The sequence below is a fragment of the Paenibacillus sp. FSL P2-0121 genome (genome assembly GCF_037975345.1).
Taxonomy (GTDB): Bacteria; Bacillota; Bacilli; order Paenibacillales; family Paenibacillaceae; genus Paenibacillus_AQ; species Paenibacillus_AQ odorifer.
In genome coordinates, this window is record NZ_CP150245.1 from 5,308,788 (window position 1) to 5,329,748 (window position 20,961).

Sequence of the window (20,961 nt, forward strand, 5' to 3'; positions counted from 1 at the left end):
TCCTTGCTAATTTCACCTTACACCATCTTGTTAAACTCCTTGCGCAGCCGCTTGATAATTCTTTTCTCCAGCCGCGAAATATAAGATTGGGAGATGCCGAGCAGATCAGCCACATCTTTTTGTGTCTTTTCTTCGCCTCCGCGCAGGCCAAATCTCAGCTCCATAATGAGTCTTTCCCGATCACTCAGCTTTTCCAGTGCCTTTTGCAGCAGCTTGCGATCAACCTGTTCTTCTATGTTCCGATAAATGGTATCATTTTCCGTTCCTAATACGTCAGAAAGCAATAATTCATTGCCATCCCAATCAATATTAAGCGGCTCATCAAAAGAAACCTCACTCCGTGTCTTGCTGTTCCGCCGCAGATACATCAAGATTTCATTCTCTATGCAGCGGGATGCATAAGTAGCCAGTTTTATTTTTTTCTCAGGATCAAAAGTGTTCACAGCCTTAATTAAGCCAATAGCGCCAATCGAAACCAGATCCTCGATATTGATGCCGGTATTCTCAAATTTACGAGCGATATATACTACCAAGCGAAGATTGCGCTCAATCAACATCGCACGAACAGCTGCATCGCCGCTAGACAGCCGCTGAAGCAGATATTCTTCTTCTTCCCGTGTCAGCGGTGGAGGAAGTGCCTCACTCCCGCCAATATAATAGATTTCCTGACTCTTCAGCCCTAGTAGAAACAGCATGCGGTAATATTGCAGCTGCAGAGCAATTTTCCATTTGACCATTATTTGTTCCTCCTCCAAGAAGTGCACGGTTCGCGTGTGAAGCTTTCAAATCCCGCTTTCAGCCATCAGAAGTTTGGTTCAGCTAGCTTTAAAGATTAGGAAGGCAGTGCTGCAACAGTAGCACTCTCTTTTTGAGTCAAATCAGGATGTATTACAGCCCGATAGGCTCCATCCCCCGACAATGTCCCACCATCCAGCCCAATCAAGACTCTTTTACAATAAAAGATATCTTCACCAAGCTTTATCGTCACCTGATCAGGCTTCAGTGCGAGCATAAATGATGCCCCCCGGTTAACTCCCCTGTAAGGCACCAGTCGCATCCTGTCCTGCCAAGCAAACGACTGCCCGTCCGTTTCTAGTAAAAGTTTGTCCGCTCCGTCCTGAGTGAGTCTACCTTTCCATGTTTCAGGCAGATGTCCCTCCCAGAGCGAAGATTCCATAACCATCACCGGTATGCGGGTCAAAGGATCACAAAGCCGGTTACCTGTGTCTAGCAGGCCGGGACAGGAAACAGTCACTCCATCAATTTCTACTACCACCTCACCGATATAGGTTTCAAGCTGCTCCCTTCTGATTCGTGAGGAGTGCACTGCCTTGAAGCAGATTAACACCAGGGGAAATACTGCAATTACAAACCAAAAGCCAATCTTTAGGCGGTAAGCATGCCCTCCTGAAGCAGTGAACATAATACCATTCCAAATATCACCGGAGCTCTGCAGCAAATAGTGAATACCTACAATCCCACCAGCCGCTGCGAAATTGATAATATAAAAAGCTCCCATAGTGCGAAGGTAGCTTTGCAGACTCCCAAAACCAAAGGCAATCCATAGCATAACCACCGACAATCCAAACTTAATGAGGAAGGTATACATGAAAGACAACTCCGGCACAAACATCATCACCACATACAGCGCACCAACCAGAGCTGAGAGGACTAAACGCCACCATGATATCCTCAGCTTGACCATCCAGCCTGTCAGCCACAAAAGAATTCCGTCGATCACTAGATTGGCGGCGAATATCAAGTCAATATAAACAACCAGTGCATTCACCTGCTTACTATGGCGGAATCTATCCTGTAGCCAAAATGGATCAGGCTCTGTTTTTTTGGACGATATGATTAGTATAAAAAGTCTCGCATTCAAAGTCTGTCTAAACTTGGGGGGCATTCTTAAGGTTTTTTTGTCGAGTTATAGCGCGGGAGGGTTTTATTCCTACTGAACAACATTTCACATAAAAAAAAAGCACCGCATTGCCCTAGCTCTATTAGCTGGGGAATACGGTGCTTCATATCTTTTAATAAAAATATTTAATTAGTCATTGTTGCCACGATTACGGTTACGCAGGAACGTCGGAATATCTAATTGATCTGACGTATTCTGATTCCCGAACGGACGCAGATTAGCAGCGTTCTTATCCGGTGCTGCCGCTGGCTCGTTATTCGTCGAGACCGGACGGCGTCCTGGAGCTTCAGGCGATGGTTTATGTTCAAAGCCAGTAGCAATTACTGTTACTTTGATATCATCCTTCAGGCCTTCATCAATTATCGCACCAAAGATCATATTCACTTCAGGATCAGAGGCGGATGTAACAATCTCAGCCGCTTCATTGACTTCGTATAGAGAGAGGTTAGATCCTCCCGTAATGTTCATGATTACGCCGCGGGCGCCTTCAATAGACGTTTCCAAGAGTGGGCTCATGATGGCTTTACGTGCTGCTTCAGACGCACGGTTCTCACCATTTGCAATACCAATACCCATAAGCGCTGAACCGCGCTCTGTCATGATCGTCTTTACATCCGCAAAGTCAAGGTTAATCAGACCAGGAACCTTAATTAGGTCAGAGATACCTTGAACAGCCTGCCGGAGAACATTATCTGCTTCACGGAAAGCTTCCAACATCGGTGTTTTCTTATCAACAATTTCAAGCAAACGGTCATTTGGAATGACGATTAGTGTGTCGACTTTTTCTTTCAAAGCTTCGATTCCAAGCATTGCCTGGTTATAACGTTTTCTTCCTTCAAATGTGAACGGGCGAGTCACTACACCCACAGTCAGGGCTCCACACTCTCTAGCAATTTCAGCTATAACTGGCGCCGCACCTGTACCTGTACCGCCACCCATTCCTGCAGTAACAAATACCATATCTGCACCTTTAAGGGTATTCGAAATCAGATCACGGGATTCCTCCGCTGCTTTCTTACCGACTTCAGGGTTGGCGCCTGCACCCAAACCGCGGGTCAGCTTGTCCCCAATCTGCAGCTTGTGCTCCGATTTGGCCATATGCAACGCTTGGGCGTCTGTATTAACCGTAATAAATTCTACACCCTGAACGCCGTTTTCAATCATCCGGTTGACAGCATTACTACCTCCGCCGCCCACGCCGATGACTTTTATTTGCGCCAAGCTCTCCATTTCAAAATCAAATTCTAACATATTGTTCCATCTCCCCCTCAATGTGCTTGGATGGCCGGTCCAAGTATATCTGGACTTACACTTATATAAACTCGCTAAACATATTTTTTAGACGCTCCACAAATCCGGGCTTCTGAACAGTTTCCTGACTCGGAGTGGCGTTCTGCTTGCTCCGGTTGACCGTCTTTTTGTTGCTGCTTCCACCACTGTTTCTTCCACGGAAACTACGGACAACATTATGCAGAATACCGACACCGCCGGTAAACCCAGGGTCCCGTACACCGATATAATCCGGCACGGCGATGCGTACAGATGCAGCCAGCTCAGTCTGAGCAGCCTTCAATACACCCGGCATCGAGACAGTCCCACCTGTTAGTATATAACCTCCAGGCAGTTCACTGTAACCAAGCCGTTTAACTTCTTGACGAATCAGGTGGAATATTTCTTGCACCCTTGGCTCGATAATGGCCGCCAGATCCTCTTGGTTAAATTCCTTCTCCACGTTACTGCCAATGCGCAATACCTTGAAGACAACGTCTGAGGCTGCATCGTCAATCCAAGCACAACCATATTTAAGTTTTACCTTCTCCGCTTGATCAGTAAGTGTCCGAAGTCCGTAGGCAATATCATTGGTTACGAATTCTCCTCCGATCGGAATCGTGGAGGTTGCACTAAGAGAACCCTCTTCGTATATGGCTATTGTTGTTGAGCCCGCACCGATATCAACCAGAACAGATCCCATCGATTTCTCGTCCTTGGACAGCGCCAATCCACCAGCTCCAAGAGACATCAGCACAAGATCCTTTACCTTCAGCCCTGATTTCTCAACACAGCGTAGTAGATTATGTATTGGCGTCTTAGCACCCGTAATGATTGTTGCCTCAACTTCCAGACGAACACCAATCATTCCGCGCGGGTCTTGAATTCCTTCAAGACCATCGACGATAAATTGTTTGGGAACAACATCAATCACTTCACGCTCCGGAGGCATAGCAATGACTTCCGCAGCTTTAATTACGCGATCGATATCATCATCGCCGATTTCACGATCCTCATTCTGAACGGCCACAACACCGTGGCTGGATTGCAGGCCAATATGATTACCGGAAATGCCTACATAAACCTCTGATATTTGAATACCCACCATCTGCTCTGCATGATCTATAGCACTTTTGATCGATTGCACAGTTTGGTCGATATCTACAATCGCGCCTTTACGTATTCCTTCCGAATCGGCAGATCCAACGCCAATAATATTAAAGGTTCCATTGGTAACTTCCCCAATTATTGCCCGAACTTTGGATGTACCGATGTCCAAACTAACAATGATGTCATTGTTGCTCAAGTCCTATGGCACCTCCTGTTATAATCATAATTAATTGCATTACCTTATCCCGGTCCCGGGAAACTTCTCTGTACATATTCAACATACCTAATCCTTTCCCTCTTTTTTCTACAAATTTTTTGAACGGAATAATATTCCAACATCCCCAAATGTGAATAGTTACTCATATGTTATTGTAAAAATAGCAATTATCACAAGAAATATCGGCCTAATTGGTCATTTCAACCAAATATAGTACTATATCTCAAAAAAATCGAAGAAAAAAGAGGGATATAGCTTATTGCCCGTAACTCCGATTGTAGCATTTTTTTAACTCTATTAGTAGGGACTATTTACCTCCACACTACTCTTGCGCAACATCTTCTTCATCGCTTACAACCTGAAAGGGAACATATGAATCGGCTTCTAGCATTTTAATCAGTCCAGGCTGTTCAGTCTCTATAATCTGATTCAAATAGGACACCTTGCTCTTTAGCAATGAGATGGCTGTAATCACCTCAAAACGGGATCTAGTATAGAGCTTGATCCGGTCTGGAAAAGACAAGGTCGGCGAGGGAACAATCTCAGAGATATCACTTGTCAATTCATTAGGAATGCTTGCTAATGCTTGACAAAGCTTAGCCTTATTCGGATCTTCCGGGTCCCAGTTCGTTAATATGGGTTTCTCAACGGCAATTCCTGTCTCATTAACAGGGACTGCAGCTCCACTGGACAGAATTGCCTTCAAGAGGCCTCCCTGTTCCAGTTCATAGGCTACCGCTGAAAACTCCTCAATCTTCACTGTGATCACCCCGGGGAAATCCTTCTGCACGCTGACGTCTTTAATCGTCTTAAGCTTCAGCAGAGATTCTTCCACATCTTTCGTTGATACAGCAAAGAATTGCCCACCTATTTTAATTCCACTTTGTGAGAGTAGCTCTTCACTAGTAGAATACTTACTACCTTGAAAATCTATCACTGTAATATGGCTAATAGACGATCTAAAAAAAATCACAGCAAGAAGCGCAGTGAACAGCAGCAGCAGGATCGCCGTAATCTTACGGCTCATTTTTTTCTTAGGCTTGTCCTCTTTAAGAAGAGGTAATCGGGTTGTAGTCATTCTCATAATTCTCCGTAATAAGGCCCTGTCTCCTTCTCTGGGAGATCTGGAAGGAGACAGGGAGCTTTAATTGGCCAAATCAAGTGGATCCGTTACAGGCACCTTACGGCTTATACGCGCGCCAAGCTTCTGAAACAGCTTCTCTATTCCATCATAACCACGGTCAATGTGATGCGCTTGCTCAACGACCGTAGTCCCTTGTGCAGCAAGCCCGGCAATGACCAGAGCTGCACCCGCCCGCAAATCAGTAGCTTCCACAGTAGCACCATACAATCTCTGAACGCCGCGAATAAACGCACGATTCAAATCGATAGAAATGTCAGCACCCATCCGGGCCATTTCTTCCACATGTTTGAACCGTCCCTCAAACACCGTCTCCTTGATCACACTAAAACCATCGGCGAGCGACAGCAGCACCATGACCTGAGATTGCAGATCCGTCGGGAAAGAAGGATAAGGAGAGGTTACAATTCTCTCAACCGCACGCGGACGCCCCATGCAGCTGACATTAATTATATCATTGCATACTGTGATTTGAACACCAGCCCGCTTAAGCACATGAATAAGCGAAGTCAGATGCCCGGCGTTCGTATGTGTCAAGGTCACATTCCCACGTGTAGCTGCCGCAGCAATCATTACAGTTCCAGCCACTATCCGGTCTGGGATTACCTCGTACGTACAGGGATATAAGTTTTTGACACCCTGGATCGTAATGGTATCCGTGCCTGCACCGATAATCTGAGCACCCATACTATTCAAAAATTGCTGTAGATCCTGTATTTCCGGCTCTCTTGCTGCTCCCGATATCGTCGTTGTCCCCTCTGCCTTGGCGGCAGCCATCATAATATTCTCCGTGGCTCCAACACTTGGATAGTCGAGATGAATATCACTCCCTACAAGCTTTGAGCCCCGACAGGATATTCGTCCGTTGCTTTCCTCGATCTCCGCCCCCAGTGCTTTAAGACCCTGCAAATGAAGATCGATTTTACGCTCCCCGATCGCACAGCCACCAGGCTGATAGATCGTTACCTCACCAAATCTGGATAACAGCGGTCCCATTAAAAAAATGGAAGATCTCATCTGCCGCATCAAATCCTCAGGTACATGAGATGTCCCCACGGCTGACGTATCTATCGTCACCGTATCCTCTTGATGCACGCACCTGCAGCCCAGCCGATCCAAGATGTCTAGCATAGTCTCGATGTCCAGCAGCTTCGGCACATTATGCAGTGAGTGAACTCCTTCGGCCAGCAGGCTTGCCGCTAGAATCGGCAGCGCCGCATTTTTTGCTCCATGGATACGAATGGTGCCTGACAGGGGACTTCCACCCTCAATCACCAATTTGTCCAATGTATCACCTCCGAGATTACCGCTCACCCACCACAAACACTTCCGATACAAGGTCATATGAAATGTACAAGATTATCCTGCACTACCTTTCAGGTTAGGAAGTGTCCTGGGTGATTGTCACGATTATAGGATTATCCTATGTTCGTTCCTCCAAGTGTGTGACAGAGAGCTGCCAATAAGGAAAAACCTCTCAAAGGTTAATGGCTTAAGACTGTTTACCGGCTAGTCTTCGGAGTTCGTTAGTGACAATGGCAGCAGAATCCCTTTTGCCCAGTCGTTTGGAAGCCTCGGACATTTTTTGGCGTACAGCTTCAGTTCCAATGATTGCTTGCACAGCTTCATAAAGCGCCTTACCATTCAAATCCTTCTCAAGCAGCACCACAGCGGCCCCTTCGCGTTCCAGCTGTCTTGCATTCGCCTCTTGGTGATTATTCGTCACATTAGGAGAAGGGATAAGTACAGAAGGAATGCCCAGCGCTGTAATCTCAGCGAGAAAGGATGCCCCCGCCCGATTTACGATTAAGGAGGTACAAGCCAAGACCTCCGGCATATTGTGAACATAAGGTAGGACATGCAGCCAGTTCGGTGTGCTACCCAGCTTCTGACGCAATTCAGCACGGGTATCCTCAAAATAAGGCTCACCTGTAACGTAAACATAATGAACACCATTACCCTTACCCACAAATGGGGCCATTTCAATCATGGCTTTATTAATAGCCTTAGCCCCTTGACTGCCGCCAACAACCAAAACAACCGTGCTGTTATCCGGAATGCCCAGCGAGGCAAACCCCCGTTGTGGACTAGCCGTAGTAACCGTCGTTGCCCGAGGATTACCTGTGTAGATTACGTGCTTGCTCCCCGGAAAAGCAGATTCTGTCCCTTCAAAGCTTACGGCCACTGTACTCGCGTAACGACTTAGAAAACGATTTGTTAAACCAGGGATAGCATTTTGTTCATGGATCAAGGTTGGGATGCCCAGCCGGGATGCAGCGTAAACGACTGGACCACATACATAACCGCCTGTACCAATTACAACATCAGGCTTAAACTCTCTTAACATTTCTTTGGAAGCCTTAACGCCCTTTAAAAAACGCATCACCGTCTTGACGTTGTCCATGGACAGCTTGCGCCGAAAGCCAGTGATGTCGATAGATTTGAAAGGGATATTCTCTTGGGGAACGAGCTTGCTCTCTAAGCCACGCGTTCCACCAATATACAGGAAGGTAGATTCACTATCTTCTGATTCCAGTTGTCTAGCAACAGCGACTGCGGGATAGATATGACCACCCGTGCCTCCGCCGCTTAATACGATACGCATGTCTTTCACCTCGCATAACGGGATAAGTTCAATAGAATGCCCAGGGAGGTTAACATCAGTGTAAGTGAAGAACCTCCATAGCTAATCAGAGGAAGTGTGATGCCTGTTACAGGCATTAGACCGATGACCACACCAATATTAATAATGACTTGCACAGCCACCATACAGACGATGCCAACGGCCAAATAGCTTCCAAAACGGTCAGGCAGACTCATCGCCACCTTCATTCCGCGCCAGATTAGAATAAGAAACAAGATCAACACAGCCAAACCACCGATAAACCCCAGTTCCTCGGCCAATATAGAAAAAATAAAATCGGTCTGCGGCTCAGGTACATAACTGTACTTCTGCCGGCTCATTCCAAGTCCGAGACCCCCGAGCCCTCCAGGCCCAATCGCGTATAGCGACTGAATAATCTGGTAGCCTGCACCGAGGGGATCGGACCAAGGATCAAGAAAAGCGGTGATCCGCTGCAACCGGTAAGGTGCTGCGGCAACCAAAGCAACAAACCCAGCCACCCCAGCTACTCCAAGTGAGAGTAGATGTTTCATTCTTGCCCCAGCTGTAAAGACCATCATTAAGGCTGCGCCAAACATAACGGTACCTGTGCCCAGATCCGGCTGGAGCATAATCAGTGCAAAAGCTGATCCGATAAGCGCTAACGGGGGAAGTAAGCCACGAGTGAAGGAGGTGATATCATACTCTTCTTTTCCCAGCCAATTCGCCAGAAATAGAATCATCCCCATCTTCATGAACTCGGAGGGCTGAATCCCGAAGGAGCTGATTCCGAGCCAGCTGCGCGCTCCCCCGCGAACTACACCAATGCCGGGAATAAGCACCATAACGAGCAGGATAAAGCAGACAATCAGTGCCGGCTTAGCCAGCTTTTTTAACACTTTGTAGTCTGTATTCGCTGTAACAAACATTGCAACAAGTCCCAGTCCTGCAAACAAAAGCTGCCTCTTTACAAAGTAAAACGAATCTCCATAATTGCGGAAGCCTAAAACAGATCCGGCGCTGTATACCATCACCATGCCGATCACCAGCAAAGAAAGAATGGGAATCAGCAACCAAATATCGGGAGCATGACGAGTTTTGTTCATCAGGAGCACACCTCTTGCATCCGTAGTAGGGGCTTATCCACCCCCCTACTTAAAGGTTATGCACCGCCTCTTTAAAAATACACCCGCGCTCTTCATAGGATGTAAACATATCCCAACTAGCACATGCAGGAGACAGGAGAACGATATCTCCTTCTTCCGCCAGAGCGGAAGCTTCCCGCACAGCTGCTTGCAGCGCGGCGGCGGCGCTCTCCCCATTATCGACGGAGATAATCTGCTTTAATCCTGCCAGCTGTGCTACATTTATTAGCTTGTCCTTGGTTTGTCCTAACGCCACCAAAGCTTTGACGCGTCCGCTCAGGACAGGCAGCAGCTCCATATAATCGGAGCCACGGTCTAATCCGCCAGCAATCAATACCACCGGCCGCTGAAACGATGTCAAAGCCGTAATTGTCGCTTTGGAGTTCGTTGCTTTGGAATTGTTATAATAAGCGGCTCCAGCCTTATCAGCTACATACTCCAGGCGGTGCTCCACACCGCGAAAAGAAGAAAGCACTTCGCTTAATAGAGAGGGGGCCGCTCCAGCGGCAATAGCAATTCCACAGGCAGCCAGCGCATTCCCCACATTAAAGCGACCCGGAAGGGCGATGGAATCTACATCCGCGATTATCGTTTCCTTGTCCGCAGATTCGCGATAGATAATGTGGCGCTTCAGCTCATCATCTTGCCCCGTAATGTAGGACGGGCTAACAAATACTCCATGAGGCAGCTCCTCAAACAAGGAGAATGGAAGAATCGAAGCCTTCATATAGGGTACAAGTTCCCGGCAGACAGGATCATCCCAGTTCAGCACTGCTGTATCCGTAGCTAATTGATTAGCGAACAGCTTGGTTTTGGAATCCACATAATCTTTCATGCTTCCATGATAATCCAGATGGGTCTCTGCAATATTCAGCAGACAGCCTATCTTAGGCCGGAAGGTCTCCGTTCCTTTAAGTTGAAAGCTGCTAAGCTCAACTACCATCCAATCATCCTTTGTAGCCTCTTGTGCAGCCTGACAGAGAGGCGTACCAATGTTGCCCGCAACTATAGGGTTCATTCCCGCAGCTTCCAGCATATGGCCTACCCAGGTCGTCGTTGTCGTCTTACCATTGGAACCCGTGATCCCGATCATCGGCGCTGCACAAAGTCGATAAGCCACCTCTACCTCTGTGACCACTTCAATTCCAAGCTCAATTGCCTTTTGTACAGGGGGCGCAGAATAAGGAATGCCTGGATTCTTGATTACCAGACTTACACCTTCATGAATAAGACCTTCCGGATGCCCACCGCATATAACACAAATTCCCAAAGATTCCAATTCGGAAGCTTCGGGACTTTGATCTCTTTCCTTTTTATCGTTCACCGTAACTACAGCGCCGCGTTCATGCAGCACTTTAGCCACCTGGACACCGCTTTTAGCAAGCCCAAGAACCACAACTTCTTCACCACGATACTTATCTGGATGTTTCATTCTCTACAACCCCTTGCTAATAAATAGTCCCACAGCAGCCAACACCAAGCTAACCGCCCAGAACGAAATTACCACACGCCACTCCGACCAGCCACCAAGCTCAAAATGATGGTGAATCGGGCTCATTCTGAATACACGTTTGCCACGGGTTTTAAATGAAACGACTTGAATCACAACGGACAACATTTCAATTACAAAAACACCGCCAATGATGAGAAACAGCAGCTCACTCTTCGTGACAATAGCAATAGCACCTATCGCGCCACCAATACCAAACGAACCCGTATCCCCCATAAATACTTTAGCAGGGTGGGCATTAAACACAAGAAAGCCAAGTACAGCACCAATCATGGCCGCAGCACATACACCTGCCGCAATAGACGTAGCCTGCATTGCCACCACCGCGTATGCGGCCAAAGCAATGGCGCTAACCCCAGACAACAGTCCATCGACTCCATCTGTAAAGTTAACGGCATTCGTCACTGCCATCATCATAATAATGATGAATGGATAATAGAACCAGCCACCCCAATCAAAGCTGAAATCAGTACCTGGAACGCTGATACTTGTACTGTGTCCGGCATAGATCAGAAGACCGCACATTAAAGCACCAACCAGCAGCTGTCCAAATAACTTTTGACGTGCTGTGAGCCCTAAGGAACGCTTAAACACAATTTTGATATAGTCATCCAAAAATCCAATCAATCCAAAACCAAGCGTAGCTACAAGCAGTACATAAAAATCTGTATTCACCACAGAAAATTTCAGATAAGACAAGGTAAAAGCTACGATAATCACGATACCGCCCATAGTCGGCGTTCCCGCTTTCTTCAAATGGGTTTGCGGTCCGTCATCTCGCACCTGCTGTCCGAATTTCATCCTGCGCAGAAGCGGAATGAAGAGCGGAGCGGCAATGACCGCAAGGATAAAGGAAACAGCAATAGTCAATAACAATAGTTGATAATCCATGGGTACACCCCCTCCAATGATTTAGGTCTGTTGAATATCTTTATTTAGGCTCTGAAGCACTTCCTCGAGCTTCATCCCTCTTGATCCTTTAAATAGAACAATATCCTTAGCACTGCATTTCTCTAGAAGGACAGCGGTTAGTTCCGCTTTATCTGTAAAAGCTTTTACGCGCTCTTTGCCGAATTTCTCTTCTGCTGCTTTGGCAATATGAACGGATAATGGTCCGTAAGTACATACAAAATCAGTTAATGAAGGGTCAAGGTAGTAGCCTATTTCTTGATGAAATTCTACTTCCTCCGGCCCAAGTTCCAGCATGTCCCCGAGCACAGCGATTTTATTGCCACTGCATTTCATAGATTGCAGGACATCTATAGCCGCCTTCATAGAAGTAGGGCTGGCATTATAAGCATCGTTTAAAAGCGTAAGTCCGGAGGAAGTCCGAATCACTTCAATCCGCATGCCCGTCAACTTGAGCCTGCTGAGACCCTCCTTCATATTCTGCTCCGTAACCCCAAAATGACGAGCAACCGCTAGTGCAGCCAGAGCGTTAACAACGTTATGCTGACCTGGCAGCGGTAATGTAAAAGCATGTTCCTTATGACGGCTTGACGTGAACGTCATGCCACCAGTATGGGACATCATCCCTGTTGGATAATCATCATTATCCTCATTTAGACCAAATCGGAAGGTTCTCATCCCTTCTGGAGCCTTAAAAGTGGACTCTTGCATTACCTCAGTCAGCAGCGGTTCGTCACCATTATAAATCAGCAATCCCCCCGGCTTCAGCCCTTCAGCAATCTCCAGCTTGGCGCGGGCTATTTCTTTACGTGACCCCAGCTGCAGTAAATGCGACTCGCCTACATTAGTAATTACCGCTACGTCTGGTTCAGCCAAAGAAGCCAGCAGAGCAATTTCTCCCCGCGAGCTCATCCCCATTTCAAGTACAGCGATCTCTGTATCCTCAGCCATGGATAAAATAGTAAGCGGAAGACCGATATGATTATTGAAATTCCCTGCTGTCTTATGCACTTTGAACTGCACTTCAAGCAGAGACATAATGATATCTTTTGTTGTTGTTTTCCCGTTGCTGCCCGTAACAGCGACAACCTGTGGAGCCACTTCCTTCAGATAAGCAGCGGACAACTTCTGAAGAGCCTCTAGTGTATCTTCAACAATAATAACTCCGCCACCTTCAGGTACCGGTCCTTTATCGCGTTGCCACAAGGTTGCACCCGCACCAGCAGCCAGTGCTGCGGCAGCATAGTGGTGACCATCGAATTTGTCTCCAGATAGAGGCACAAACAGGCAGCCGGGTGTGATCTTACGGGAGTCGGTAACGACTCCCGTAAGGGTTGTATTCATAGCTTCGACAGCAGCAGGTTCCCCTGCGCACATGGCAGCAATATTTTCAAGCGTTCTTGTAATCAATAGTTTCGGCCCCTTATAACTTCTTTAGCGACGATGCGGTCATCGAAATCATGAACCACTCCGCCAATCAGTTGATAGGTCTCATGACCTTTCCCCGCAATCAATACTACATCGCCAGGGCTTGCCATTTCAATAGCCTTCCCGATAGCTTCTCGGCGATCAACAATCATATGATACCGGTCAGAGGTGACTCCATCCTCTACTAGTCCTGCTTCTATATCCTTCAAGATTAGTTGAGGGTCCTCCGTCCGGGGGTTGTCAGAAGTTACGAATACCATGTCGCTATATCGTGCAGCGATCTTCCCCATTAATGGACGTTTCGTCCGGTCTCTGTCACCGCCACAGCCAAACACTGTAAGCACTTTGCCGGTAGCAAATTCGCAGACCGTTTTTAATACATTCTCTAGCCCGTCTGGTGTATGTGCGTAGTCAACGATAACAGCAAATTCCTGACCTTCATCCACTGACTCCACCCGTCCAGCTACACCATCGATTGCCTCAAGACTAGTCTTGATATCAGCCAGAGAGACATCTTCCAATAAAGCAGCTGTAATCGCCGCGAGTGCATTGTAGACATTGAACTTACCAACCATACGGAGCGAAATGTCCGTCTTCCCCTTAAACGTATCTACATGGAAAAAAGTTCCTTTTGCGGTGATCGATATTTGCGAAGCTCGGACATTAGCGTTGTTATCAATGCCATATGTAATCACTTCCGCCGCAGTTTGGGTTGCAAAATATTGACTGGCTTCATCATCCGCGTTCAACACCGCATATTTGCGTTCTTCCTTCCACGGAGAGATCACATTTCCCAATCTGGAGAAAAAGAGCCCTTTAACCGCCCGATACTCCTCCATTGTATGATGATAATCCAGATGATCTTGGGTTAAGTTCGTAAAAATTGCCGTACGGAAGTCCGCACCCTTCACACGTCCTTGCTGAAGTGCGTGAGAGGATACTTCCATTACACAACATTCCACACCTTTGGAAGCCATATCATGAAGGGAACGCTGCAGATCTAGCGATTCTGGAGTTGTGCCTGACATAGGGTAGCTTTTGCCGTTATAGCGCATTTGAATTGTTCCAATCAGACCTGTCTTCATATTCTGATCCTGCATAATCCGCTCAATGAGATAAGTCGTTGTTGTTTTGCCGTTTGTGCCCGTCACCCCGATCATTCTCATCCGGCTGCTAGGTGAGCCAAAGAATGCATTCGACATGACAGACATCGCAAACCGGCAGTCATCCACAACAATCTGCGGGATATCAAGCTCCAGCTTGTGCTCACATACAATAGCCGCCGCTCCGGAGGCTACTGCTTGCGGCGCATATTTGTGCCCGTCCACGGTGTGGCCAGGCAAACAGATGAATAGATCTCCCGGGCCTACACGGCGGGAATCCGTCTGAAGATCAGTAATCTCCACATCTCCATCCCCGTATAGTTGCGAAGTAGCAAGACAAGCAGATAATTCGTTAACTTTCATAGTAATCCCTCACTCTACATTTTCGGATACGAGCTGAAACCTTATACCTTAATCATTATTCACTAGATGCTCCCATATAAATCCTGATGGTTGAGCCCTGTTCTACTCTGGCCCCAGCCTTAGGAGCTTGATTGATGACCGTATTTCCTGTGCCTGAACGTGCAAGATTAAAATTCATATTTAAATCCTCATAGATATCCTGCACCGTTGCTCCGGTAAGATCAGGTACGGTCACTATCGGAGTTTCGCCATACTTATAAGTTTTGGGAAGCTGATCACTGCGCTCCGGAACCTTCATATAGTGCAGCGAGTCTTCCAAAATATTTTGCACGATTGGAGCTGCAACCACACCCCCAAATTGAATCCCTTTCGGATTATCCACGGCAGTGTACACAACGATCTGAGGATCATCCGCTGGCGCAAAGCCAATAAAAGAAACAATGTGCTCTGTTGGAGAATAACGTCCATTTACAACCTTCTGTGCAGTACCCGTCTTGCCACCTACACGATAGCCGTCAATAAAAGCCGGCCGTCCTGTGCCTTTGGCAACCACGCTCTCAAGTGCTGCCCGCACCTTCTTGGATGTCTCCTCCGAAATGACCTGCCGCACAAGCTCTGGCTTCACCTCTGATACAGTCTCTCCAGTAACCGGATTAACCCATGCTTTTGTTACATGCGGTTTATAGAGATTACCGCCGTTGATAGCCGCGGATACCGCAGCAATCTGCTGAATAGGCGTAACCGAAACCCCTTGACCAAAGGCTGTAGTCGAAAGCTCTACCGGACCTACTTGATTAAGCTTGAACAGAATACCATTAGCTTCCCCATTCAGATCAATTCCCGTTTTGCTGCCAAAACCAAAATCACGAATATATTTGAAAAGTGATTCTTTTCCCAGCCGTTGCCCTAAGGCGACAAACCCAGGGTTACAGGAGTTCTCAACTACCTGTAGAAAGGTTTGACTACCATGACCGCCCTTTTTCCAGCAGCGCAGCTTTGCGCCCGCCACCTCGATAAACCCCGGATCATAGAAATGATCGTTCTGAAGATCTACTTTACCTTCCTGCAGCGCAGCAGCCAGAGTGATGATTTTGAACGTTGAACCAGGTTCATAGGTCATCCAGATAGGCAGATTCCGGTTGTAAATCTGCGCATCATATTCCTTGTATGATGCTGGTTCATACCCCGGTCTGCTAGCCATGGCTAGTATCTCACCATTCTTCGGATTCATAGCTATAGCCCAAGCACCCTGCGCCTGATATTTCACCATAGCCTGATCAAGCTCACGTTCCATAATGGACTGGATCTGTTTATCAATCGTCAGCTGCAGATTAAGTCCGTCTTGAGGGGCAGAATATTTCTCAGATGAGCCAGGCATAAGTCTTCCGCCCGCATCAGACAAATAAGAAATATTGCCGGCTATACCTTTGAGCAGATTGTCATATATACTCTCTACTCCTGTAATACCCTGGTTATCTATACCTGTGAAGCCTAGAATATGCGCGGCTAAATCGCCGTAAGGGTAATACCTTTTGCTATCCTCAGCGACAACGATGCCCGGCAGCTGCAAATCACGGATGCTCGCGGCAAGATCCATCGTAATTTTGCGGCCGCCGGGCTGAAGTTTCACCGACATTTCTTTTTTGGACAGCAATGTCATCAGCTTCTCCTCAGTCATCCCAAGCAGTGGAGCTAATTGCTGTGCTGTCTTTTGCTTCTCTTTTACCTGCACCGGTACTGCATACACTGTAGGTGTGGTGATATTAGAAACGAGCGGCACACCTTCACGATCCATAATTTCACCACGTTTAGCGGTAAAAGGAATATTGCGGCGCAAGGAATCTTCTACCTTCGCAGTCAATTCCTCGCCTTGAGATAATTGCACATACGCAAGACGCACGACCAGCGAACCGAATAACACTGCCAGTCCCAGCAATGTCCACAGCATTCTCCGCCGTGTTACGACTTTGGAAACCTTCATTCCGTTCTCCCCCACTTTCAACAATAGACATGAGCTCTTATCTTCATGACTATTCGGGACAAACAGGGGTTAGAACAAGCTATGTTCCGCTCTCGGAATCTGTCCCCTCATCAGCAGGCGGGGCCACGGGAATATCTTCGCCATAATCATTTAATGGCTTCATTTTCAAAGTGACCAAGGTCTTGCCATTTTGCGTGCCTACAATCTGTTCTGAGACGTAACCTTCACCGTCTACCGCAATCTCTACTTTTAGTAGAGTTAGAATTTCAAGTGCATCACGCAGGGATTCCCCTTTTAAATCTGGAATGGTAGGCTGAGCCCCCTGTGGACTTAATAAATAGATCCGTTGCCCTGTAGCAAGCTTCGTACCTGCCTCAGGATATTGACTCTCTACAGTAGATCCTTCACCGACCACTACATAATCGAAGCCTTGATCCAAAAGTGCTTCTCTTGCTTCCTTCATCGTCTTGTCTGTTAGATCTGGTGTAGTCCGAAGTGCGACTGTTTCAGTCTTAGCCGGCTTTTTGCTGCTGCTATCACTAGCCTCAGACGCCAGCTTAGGTACTCCCATGTATTGCAGAGACTGGGATACAATCTCTTTAAATACTGGAGCAGCTGCCTTACCGCCGCCAACCTCAACGTTCGGTTCGTCAATAATGACAATAACAGCGATCTTTGGATCATCAACAGGAGCATAACCAATAAAGGAGACAAGTACTTTGGATTTCACATAATCCTTACCTTCAACCTTGATAGCCGTTCCTGTCTTACCTGCCACGCGATAGCCGTCAATATAAGCGTTGCGGCCTGTTCCTTTTACTTGGTCAGCAACAACCTGCTCCAAATATTCACCCGTTTTCTTGGCGCTTTCCTCATCAATCACCTGACGCACTACACTAGGCTGAGTAACCTTTGTCTCACCAGTGTTAGGGTTTGTGACCTCCTTAACTACATACGGAGTCATCAACTTCCCCCCATTAGCTATAGCAGATACGGCAACTAGCTGTTGAAGTGGGGTTACTAGCACTTTACCGTGTCCATATGCGAGTGTCGCAATTTCTATAGGACGTCCAAGGTTAGGGTTAACGACCCCGCTTACTTCTCCCGGCAGATCGATTCCCGTTTTCTCATTGAAGCCAAAATCATTGATATACTGTAATAGCTTGTCCTGTCCGAGCATTTCATATAGCTTAACGAATAGAACGTTACTAGAACGTTTCACACCTTCAAGAAAACTGATTTGCCCCCATCCAGCATGATTAATATCATGCAGTGCCTTACTATATCCCTTTATCCGGATGGACCCGGACAAAAATGTCGCAACAGGATCAAAAAGCTTTTCTTCTACTGCGGCGGCAAGCGTTACAATTTTGAAAGTGGAACCAGGCTCGTATTTAGATTTAATAGCATGATTATAGAATCCCGCCCCATCGGCCCCGGTCTTCCAAAATTCATTTGGATTATAGGTAGGCATATTGGCTAATCCCAAAATCTCCATCGTGTTCGGATCAGCAGCAATGACACTCATACTTTTTGGCTTATATTGCGCATACGCCTTTTGCATGGCCTCTTCTATATAATGCTGGATCGTACTATCGATTGTAAGCTTGAAATTACTTCCATTTACTACTGGCTTATAGGTATCTTGTGAATCCGGCAATTTTACCCCTTGACCGTCACTTTGATAAAGCAGCTTGCCATCGGCACCCTTAAGCTCCGTATCAAAGTATTTTTCCAGTCCCATGATAGCATTGCCGTCCCTATCTGTATAACCTAAGATATGTGCAGCTAATTCATCTTTTGGATAATATCGTTTCTGCTCTCTAACAAGCCCAATACCGGTCTCTTGAATTTTATGTTCTTTACCTAGGGCTACATAAAATTCTTTCACCTTATCGGCAAGCTCCTGATCAATCTTCCAGCCTTCATTACGAATTTCCCGGTTCTTGAGGTAAGCACCCGTCTTTTCGTCCTTGGCTTCAACCAGCTTACGCAGCTCATCCTCTGGTTTGCCGAGCAATTCGTGTAATCCTGTGATGACCTCTTCCCCGATGCCTTGTTGTTGAATCACTTCAGGATTCACCACCACGGTATAAGCAGGGACATCGCTAGCGAGCACACTCCCGTTACGGTCAGAAATCGTACCTCGCTCCGCTTTGATAGTTGAGGTATGCGCCCAAAGTGTGGCGGCCTTTTCCTGCCATTCCTCACCTTGCATAACTTGAATCCAGAACACTCTAACGATCAAAACAAGAAAAAAGAGGGTAATACACCCTCCTATAAACAGCGTGCGAAGTTTTATTCTTTTCAGCATAAGCGAACCTCACAACTTTTTTTATTGCGATCTTGCCAATCGCTCACTAATTATCACCTGGAGTCGTTGCCGAGCTTGCCGGAATATAGATTGTTGCATTCTCATCCGGGGACACATAACCAAGATCCCGTGCTTTTTGGGCGACTTTCTGCTCTAGATTCTGCTTTTCCATCTGATACGTAGAAATCTGCTTCTTGGCTGTTGCAATATCCTGATCTAATTTCTGAGCCTGCAAGTTCAAATCATAAATTTGGACGTAACGTGAAATCAGGGTGATCGCCACCAGAACGCATACTCCTAGCGTCAGCATATACAAAAGTTTCTCTTGCAGCGGAAGTACTCTTCGTCTGGTAACTACTTTTGTCTTCTCGCGGTAAAGGGGGTTTACCTCTTCTTTTCTTTTGGGCTGAACTGCTAAATTGCCGCGGGTATAGGCCATCTCTGACTCTCCTTTATCGTCAATTACAATTTTTCTGCAATGCGCAGCTTAGCTGAGCGGGCTCGGGTATTAAGCTCAAGCTCTTCTTCAGAAGGCACAAGCGGTTTACGATTGATTAACTTAAGCGTGCCTTTCGCGCCGCATACGCAAAACGGAAAGTCAGGCGGGCATGTACATCTGCTTAAATAGCTGCTAAAAATTTGCTTGCAAATTCGGTCTTCGAGCGAATGAAAGGTGATGACGGATACTCTGCCTCCTGGTGCAAGGCAACGTACTGCACTATGTAGCCCTTCTTCAAAAGCACCCAATTCGTCATTCACAGCAATCCTTAATCCTTGAAAGCTACGTTTAGCGGGATGCCCGCCTGTTCTTCGAGCAGCTGCCGGGATACCTTCCTTGATCAGTTCTGCTAATTCTCCTGTTGTCTCAATAGGAGCTTCTTCTCTTCTGTCTACAATTTTTCTAGCGATTCTCCGCGAGAATTTCTCTTCTCCATATTGGAAAAGAACACGGGCAATCTCCTGCTCGGACCATGTATTCACAATTTCAGCAGCCGTCAAAAGTGCTGACTGATCCATGCGCATGTCCAGCGGAGCATCATGATTGTAACTAAAGCCTCGTTCCCCTTCGTCAAACTGAGGAGAGGATACGCCAAGATCAAAGAGCACTCCATCTACTTGGGGAATACCATCTGTTTGTGGCACAAAGGGCACATCCTTAAGTACACTCTCCAGATCACGGAAGTTAGTCTTAATAGTCACAACCTTGTCTCCGTATTCCGCTAATCTTTCTTTGGCGTTCTCCAAAGCCCAATCATCTTGATCCAAACAGATTAAACGGCCTTCGCCGCTAAGTTTGGAAGCGATAAGTGAGCTGTGACCCGCTCCACCGAGAGTGCAATCTACATAGATTCCGTCTTTTTTGATGTGCAGCCCTTCTGTCGCTTCTTCCTTAAGCACCGTGATGTGGTGAAACAAGCTGCATCCCTCCAGGACAGTATTCGTTATTGTGTTTTATAGATCAAAATTGAAATCCACCAATTTCTCAGCGATTTCGTTGAACGATTCCTCGGACTGTTCGAAGTACTGTTCCCAAAGCTCTTTGTTCCAGATTTCCACCCGGTTCGAAACGCCCAGAATGACACAGTCTTTGTCCAGTTTGGCATACTGCCGTAAATTGGCCGGCAGATTTACCCTTCCCTGCTTATCCCAAACACATTCAGTTGCACCTGAGAAAAAAAAGCGGCTAAATGCGCGGGCATCTGATTTCATCAGCGAAAGGCTTTTAAGCTTTTGTTCCATGATTGCCCATTCTTCCATGGGATAAACAAACAGGCAGGAGTCTAGGCCGCGGGTCGTCACGAAGGAGGTTCCGAGCAATTCACGGAGTTTAGCCGGAATAATGATTCGGCCTTTGTCGTCAATGCTGTGTTGATACTCTCCCATGAACATCCTTTTTCCCACCCCTAATCCCCGAATCCCCACTTTACCCCACTTTTCACCACTTAAG

General features: G+C 46.9%; 17 protein-coding genes. All 17 read right to left on the minus strand.

What is annotated here, in order from left to right:
- Positions 1-17: 17 nt before the first annotated feature.
- The 17 genes from sigE to mraZ all read right to left on the minus strand — a co-directional run bounded on the left by sigE (position 18) and on the right by mraZ (position 20,903).
- Positions 18-740 carry an RNA polymerase sporulation sigma factor SigE gene (gene sigE, locus MKY54_RS23505; RefSeq protein WP_036683937.1) on the minus strand — a complete coding sequence of 241 codons (723 nt, stop codon included), beginning with the start codon at positions 738-740 and terminating at the stop codon, positions 18-20.
- 92 nt (positions 741-832) lie between these two features.
- Positions 833-1,780, minus strand: a complete 948-nt coding sequence (gene spoIIGA, locus MKY54_RS23510; protein ID WP_076129086.1) for a sigma-E processing peptidase SpoIIGA — start codon at positions 1,778-1,780, stop codon at positions 833-835.
- A 270-nt stretch (positions 1,781-2,050) separates the two neighbouring features.
- Positions 2,051-3,172 (minus strand): cell division protein FtsZ, encoded by a 1,122-nt coding sequence (gene ftsZ, locus MKY54_RS23515; RefSeq protein ID WP_076129065.1) that lies wholly within the window; start codon positions 3,170-3,172, stop codon positions 2,051-2,053.
- 61 nt (positions 3,173-3,233) lie between these two features.
- Positions 3,234-4,496: a cell division protein FtsA gene (ftsA, locus tag MKY54_RS23520; protein WP_076136520.1), complete on the minus strand. Its 1,263-nt coding sequence runs from the start codon at positions 4,494-4,496 to the stop codon at positions 3,234-3,236.
- A gap of 343 nt (positions 4,497-4,839) precedes the next feature.
- Entirely contained in the window at positions 4,840-5,595 is a 756-nt protein-coding gene (locus MKY54_RS23525) for an FtsQ-type POTRA domain-containing protein (RefSeq protein ID WP_339188128.1), read from the minus strand.
- 66 nt (positions 5,596-5,661) lie between these two features.
- Entirely contained in the window at positions 5,662-6,945 is a 1,284-nt protein-coding gene (gene murA, locus MKY54_RS23530; RefSeq protein WP_036683642.1) for a UDP-N-acetylglucosamine 1-carboxyvinyltransferase, read from the minus strand.
- Between the two features lie 205 nt (positions 6,946-7,150).
- The gene (murG, locus tag MKY54_RS23535; RefSeq protein ID WP_076136524.1) at positions 7,151-8,263 is read right to left on the minus strand and encodes an undecaprenyldiphospho-muramoylpentapeptide beta-N-acetylglucosaminyltransferase; all 1,113 of its coding nucleotides are present in this window, start codon (positions 8,261-8,263) and stop codon (positions 7,151-7,153) included.
- Between the two features lie 5 nt (positions 8,264-8,268).
- Positions 8,269-9,366, minus strand: coding sequence for a stage V sporulation protein E (spoVE, locus tag MKY54_RS23540; RefSeq protein WP_036683647.1), 1,098 nt, complete (start codon positions 9,364-9,366; stop codon positions 8,269-8,271).
- A 49-nt stretch (positions 9,367-9,415) separates the two neighbouring features.
- Positions 9,416-10,837 (minus strand): UDP-N-acetylmuramoyl-L-alanine--D-glutamate ligase, encoded by a 1,422-nt coding sequence (gene murD, locus MKY54_RS23545; protein ID WP_339188132.1) that lies wholly within the window; start codon positions 10,835-10,837, stop codon positions 9,416-9,418.
- A gap of 3 nt (positions 10,838-10,840) precedes the next feature.
- Entirely contained in the window at positions 10,841-11,806 is a 966-nt protein-coding gene (gene mraY, locus MKY54_RS23550; protein WP_036683653.1) for a phospho-N-acetylmuramoyl-pentapeptide-transferase, read from the minus strand.
- Positions 11,807-11,827: 21 nt separating this feature from the next.
- Positions 11,828-13,234 carry a UDP-N-acetylmuramoyl-tripeptide--D-alanyl-D-alanine ligase gene (gene murF, locus MKY54_RS23555; RefSeq protein WP_076306391.1) on the minus strand — a complete coding sequence of 469 codons (1,407 nt, stop codon included), beginning with the start codon at positions 13,232-13,234 and terminating at the stop codon, positions 11,828-11,830.
- Complete coding sequence (locus MKY54_RS23560) at positions 13,231-14,718, minus strand: UDP-N-acetylmuramoyl-L-alanyl-D-glutamate--2,6-diaminopimelate ligase (protein WP_339188134.1); 1,488 nt, start codon at positions 14,716-14,718, stop codon at positions 13,231-13,233. The genes murF and MKY54_RS23560 overlap by 4 nt, the downstream gene beginning before the upstream one ends.
- Before the next feature lie 55 nt (positions 14,719-14,773).
- Positions 14,774-16,699, minus strand: coding sequence for a stage V sporulation protein D (locus tag MKY54_RS23565; protein ID WP_076129053.1), 1,926 nt, complete (start codon positions 16,697-16,699; stop codon positions 14,774-14,776).
- Between the two features lie 79 nt (positions 16,700-16,778).
- Entirely contained in the window at positions 16,779-19,013 is a 2,235-nt protein-coding gene (locus MKY54_RS23570) for a penicillin-binding transpeptidase domain-containing protein (RefSeq protein ID WP_076217859.1), read from the minus strand.
- A gap of 46 nt (positions 19,014-19,059) precedes the next feature.
- Positions 19,060-19,452 carry a septum formation initiator family protein gene (locus MKY54_RS23575; RefSeq protein ID WP_036683668.1) on the minus strand — a complete coding sequence of 131 codons (393 nt, stop codon included), beginning with the start codon at positions 19,450-19,452 and terminating at the stop codon, positions 19,060-19,062.
- Between the two features lie 23 nt (positions 19,453-19,475).
- A complete protein-coding gene (gene rsmH, locus MKY54_RS23580) occupies positions 19,476-20,429 on the minus strand; it encodes a 16S rRNA (cytosine(1402)-N(4))-methyltransferase RsmH (RefSeq protein ID WP_036683671.1) in 954 nt (317 codons plus the stop codon).
- A gap of 36 nt (positions 20,430-20,465) precedes the next feature.
- Positions 20,466-20,903 (minus strand): division/cell wall cluster transcriptional repressor MraZ, encoded by a 438-nt coding sequence (gene mraZ, locus MKY54_RS23585; protein ID WP_036683674.1) that lies wholly within the window; start codon positions 20,901-20,903, stop codon positions 20,466-20,468.
- Positions 20,904-20,961: the final 58 nt, after the last annotated feature.

Excerpts from the sequence above, each read along its gene's own strand:
- ftsZ (WP_076129065.1), bottom strand. The coding sequence starts at position 3,172 with ATGTTAGAATTTGATTTTGAAATGGAGAGCTTGGCGCAAATAAAAGTC.
- MKY54_RS23525 (WP_339188128.1), bottom strand. The coding sequence starts at position 5,595 with ATGACTACAACCCGATTACCTCTTCTTAAAGAGGACAAGCCTAAGAAA.
- murG (WP_076136524.1), bottom strand. The coding sequence starts at position 8,263 with ATGCGTATCGTATTAAGCGGCGGAGGCACGGGTGGTCATATCTATCCC.
- spoVE (WP_036683647.1), bottom strand. The coding sequence starts at position 9,366 with ATGAACAAAACTCGTCATGCTCCCGATATTTGGTTGCTGATTCCCATT.
- murD (WP_339188132.1), bottom strand. The coding sequence starts at position 10,837 with ATGAAACATCCAGATAAGTATCGTGGTGAAGAAGTTGTGGTTCTTGGG.
- mraY (WP_036683653.1), bottom strand. The coding sequence starts at position 11,806 with ATGGATTATCAACTATTGTTATTGACTATTGCTGTTTCCTTTATCCTT.
- MKY54_RS23560 (WP_339188134.1), bottom strand. The coding sequence starts at position 14,718 with ATGAAAGTTAACGAATTATCTGCTTGTCTTGCTACTTCGCAACTATAC.
- MKY54_RS23565 (WP_076129053.1), bottom strand. The coding sequence starts at position 16,699 with ATGAAGGTTTCCAAAGTCGTAACACGGCGGAGAATGCTGTGGACATTG.
- MKY54_RS23570 (WP_076217859.1), bottom strand. The coding sequence starts at position 19,013 with ATGCTGAAAAGAATAAAACTTCGCACGCTGTTTATAGGAGGGTGTATT.
- MKY54_RS23575 (WP_036683668.1), bottom strand. The coding sequence starts at position 19,452 with ATGGCCTATACCCGCGGCAATTTAGCAGTTCAGCCCAAAAGAAAAGAA.
- mraZ (WP_036683674.1), bottom strand. The coding sequence starts at position 20,903 with ATGTTCATGGGAGAGTATCAACACAGCATTGACGACAAAGGCCGAATC.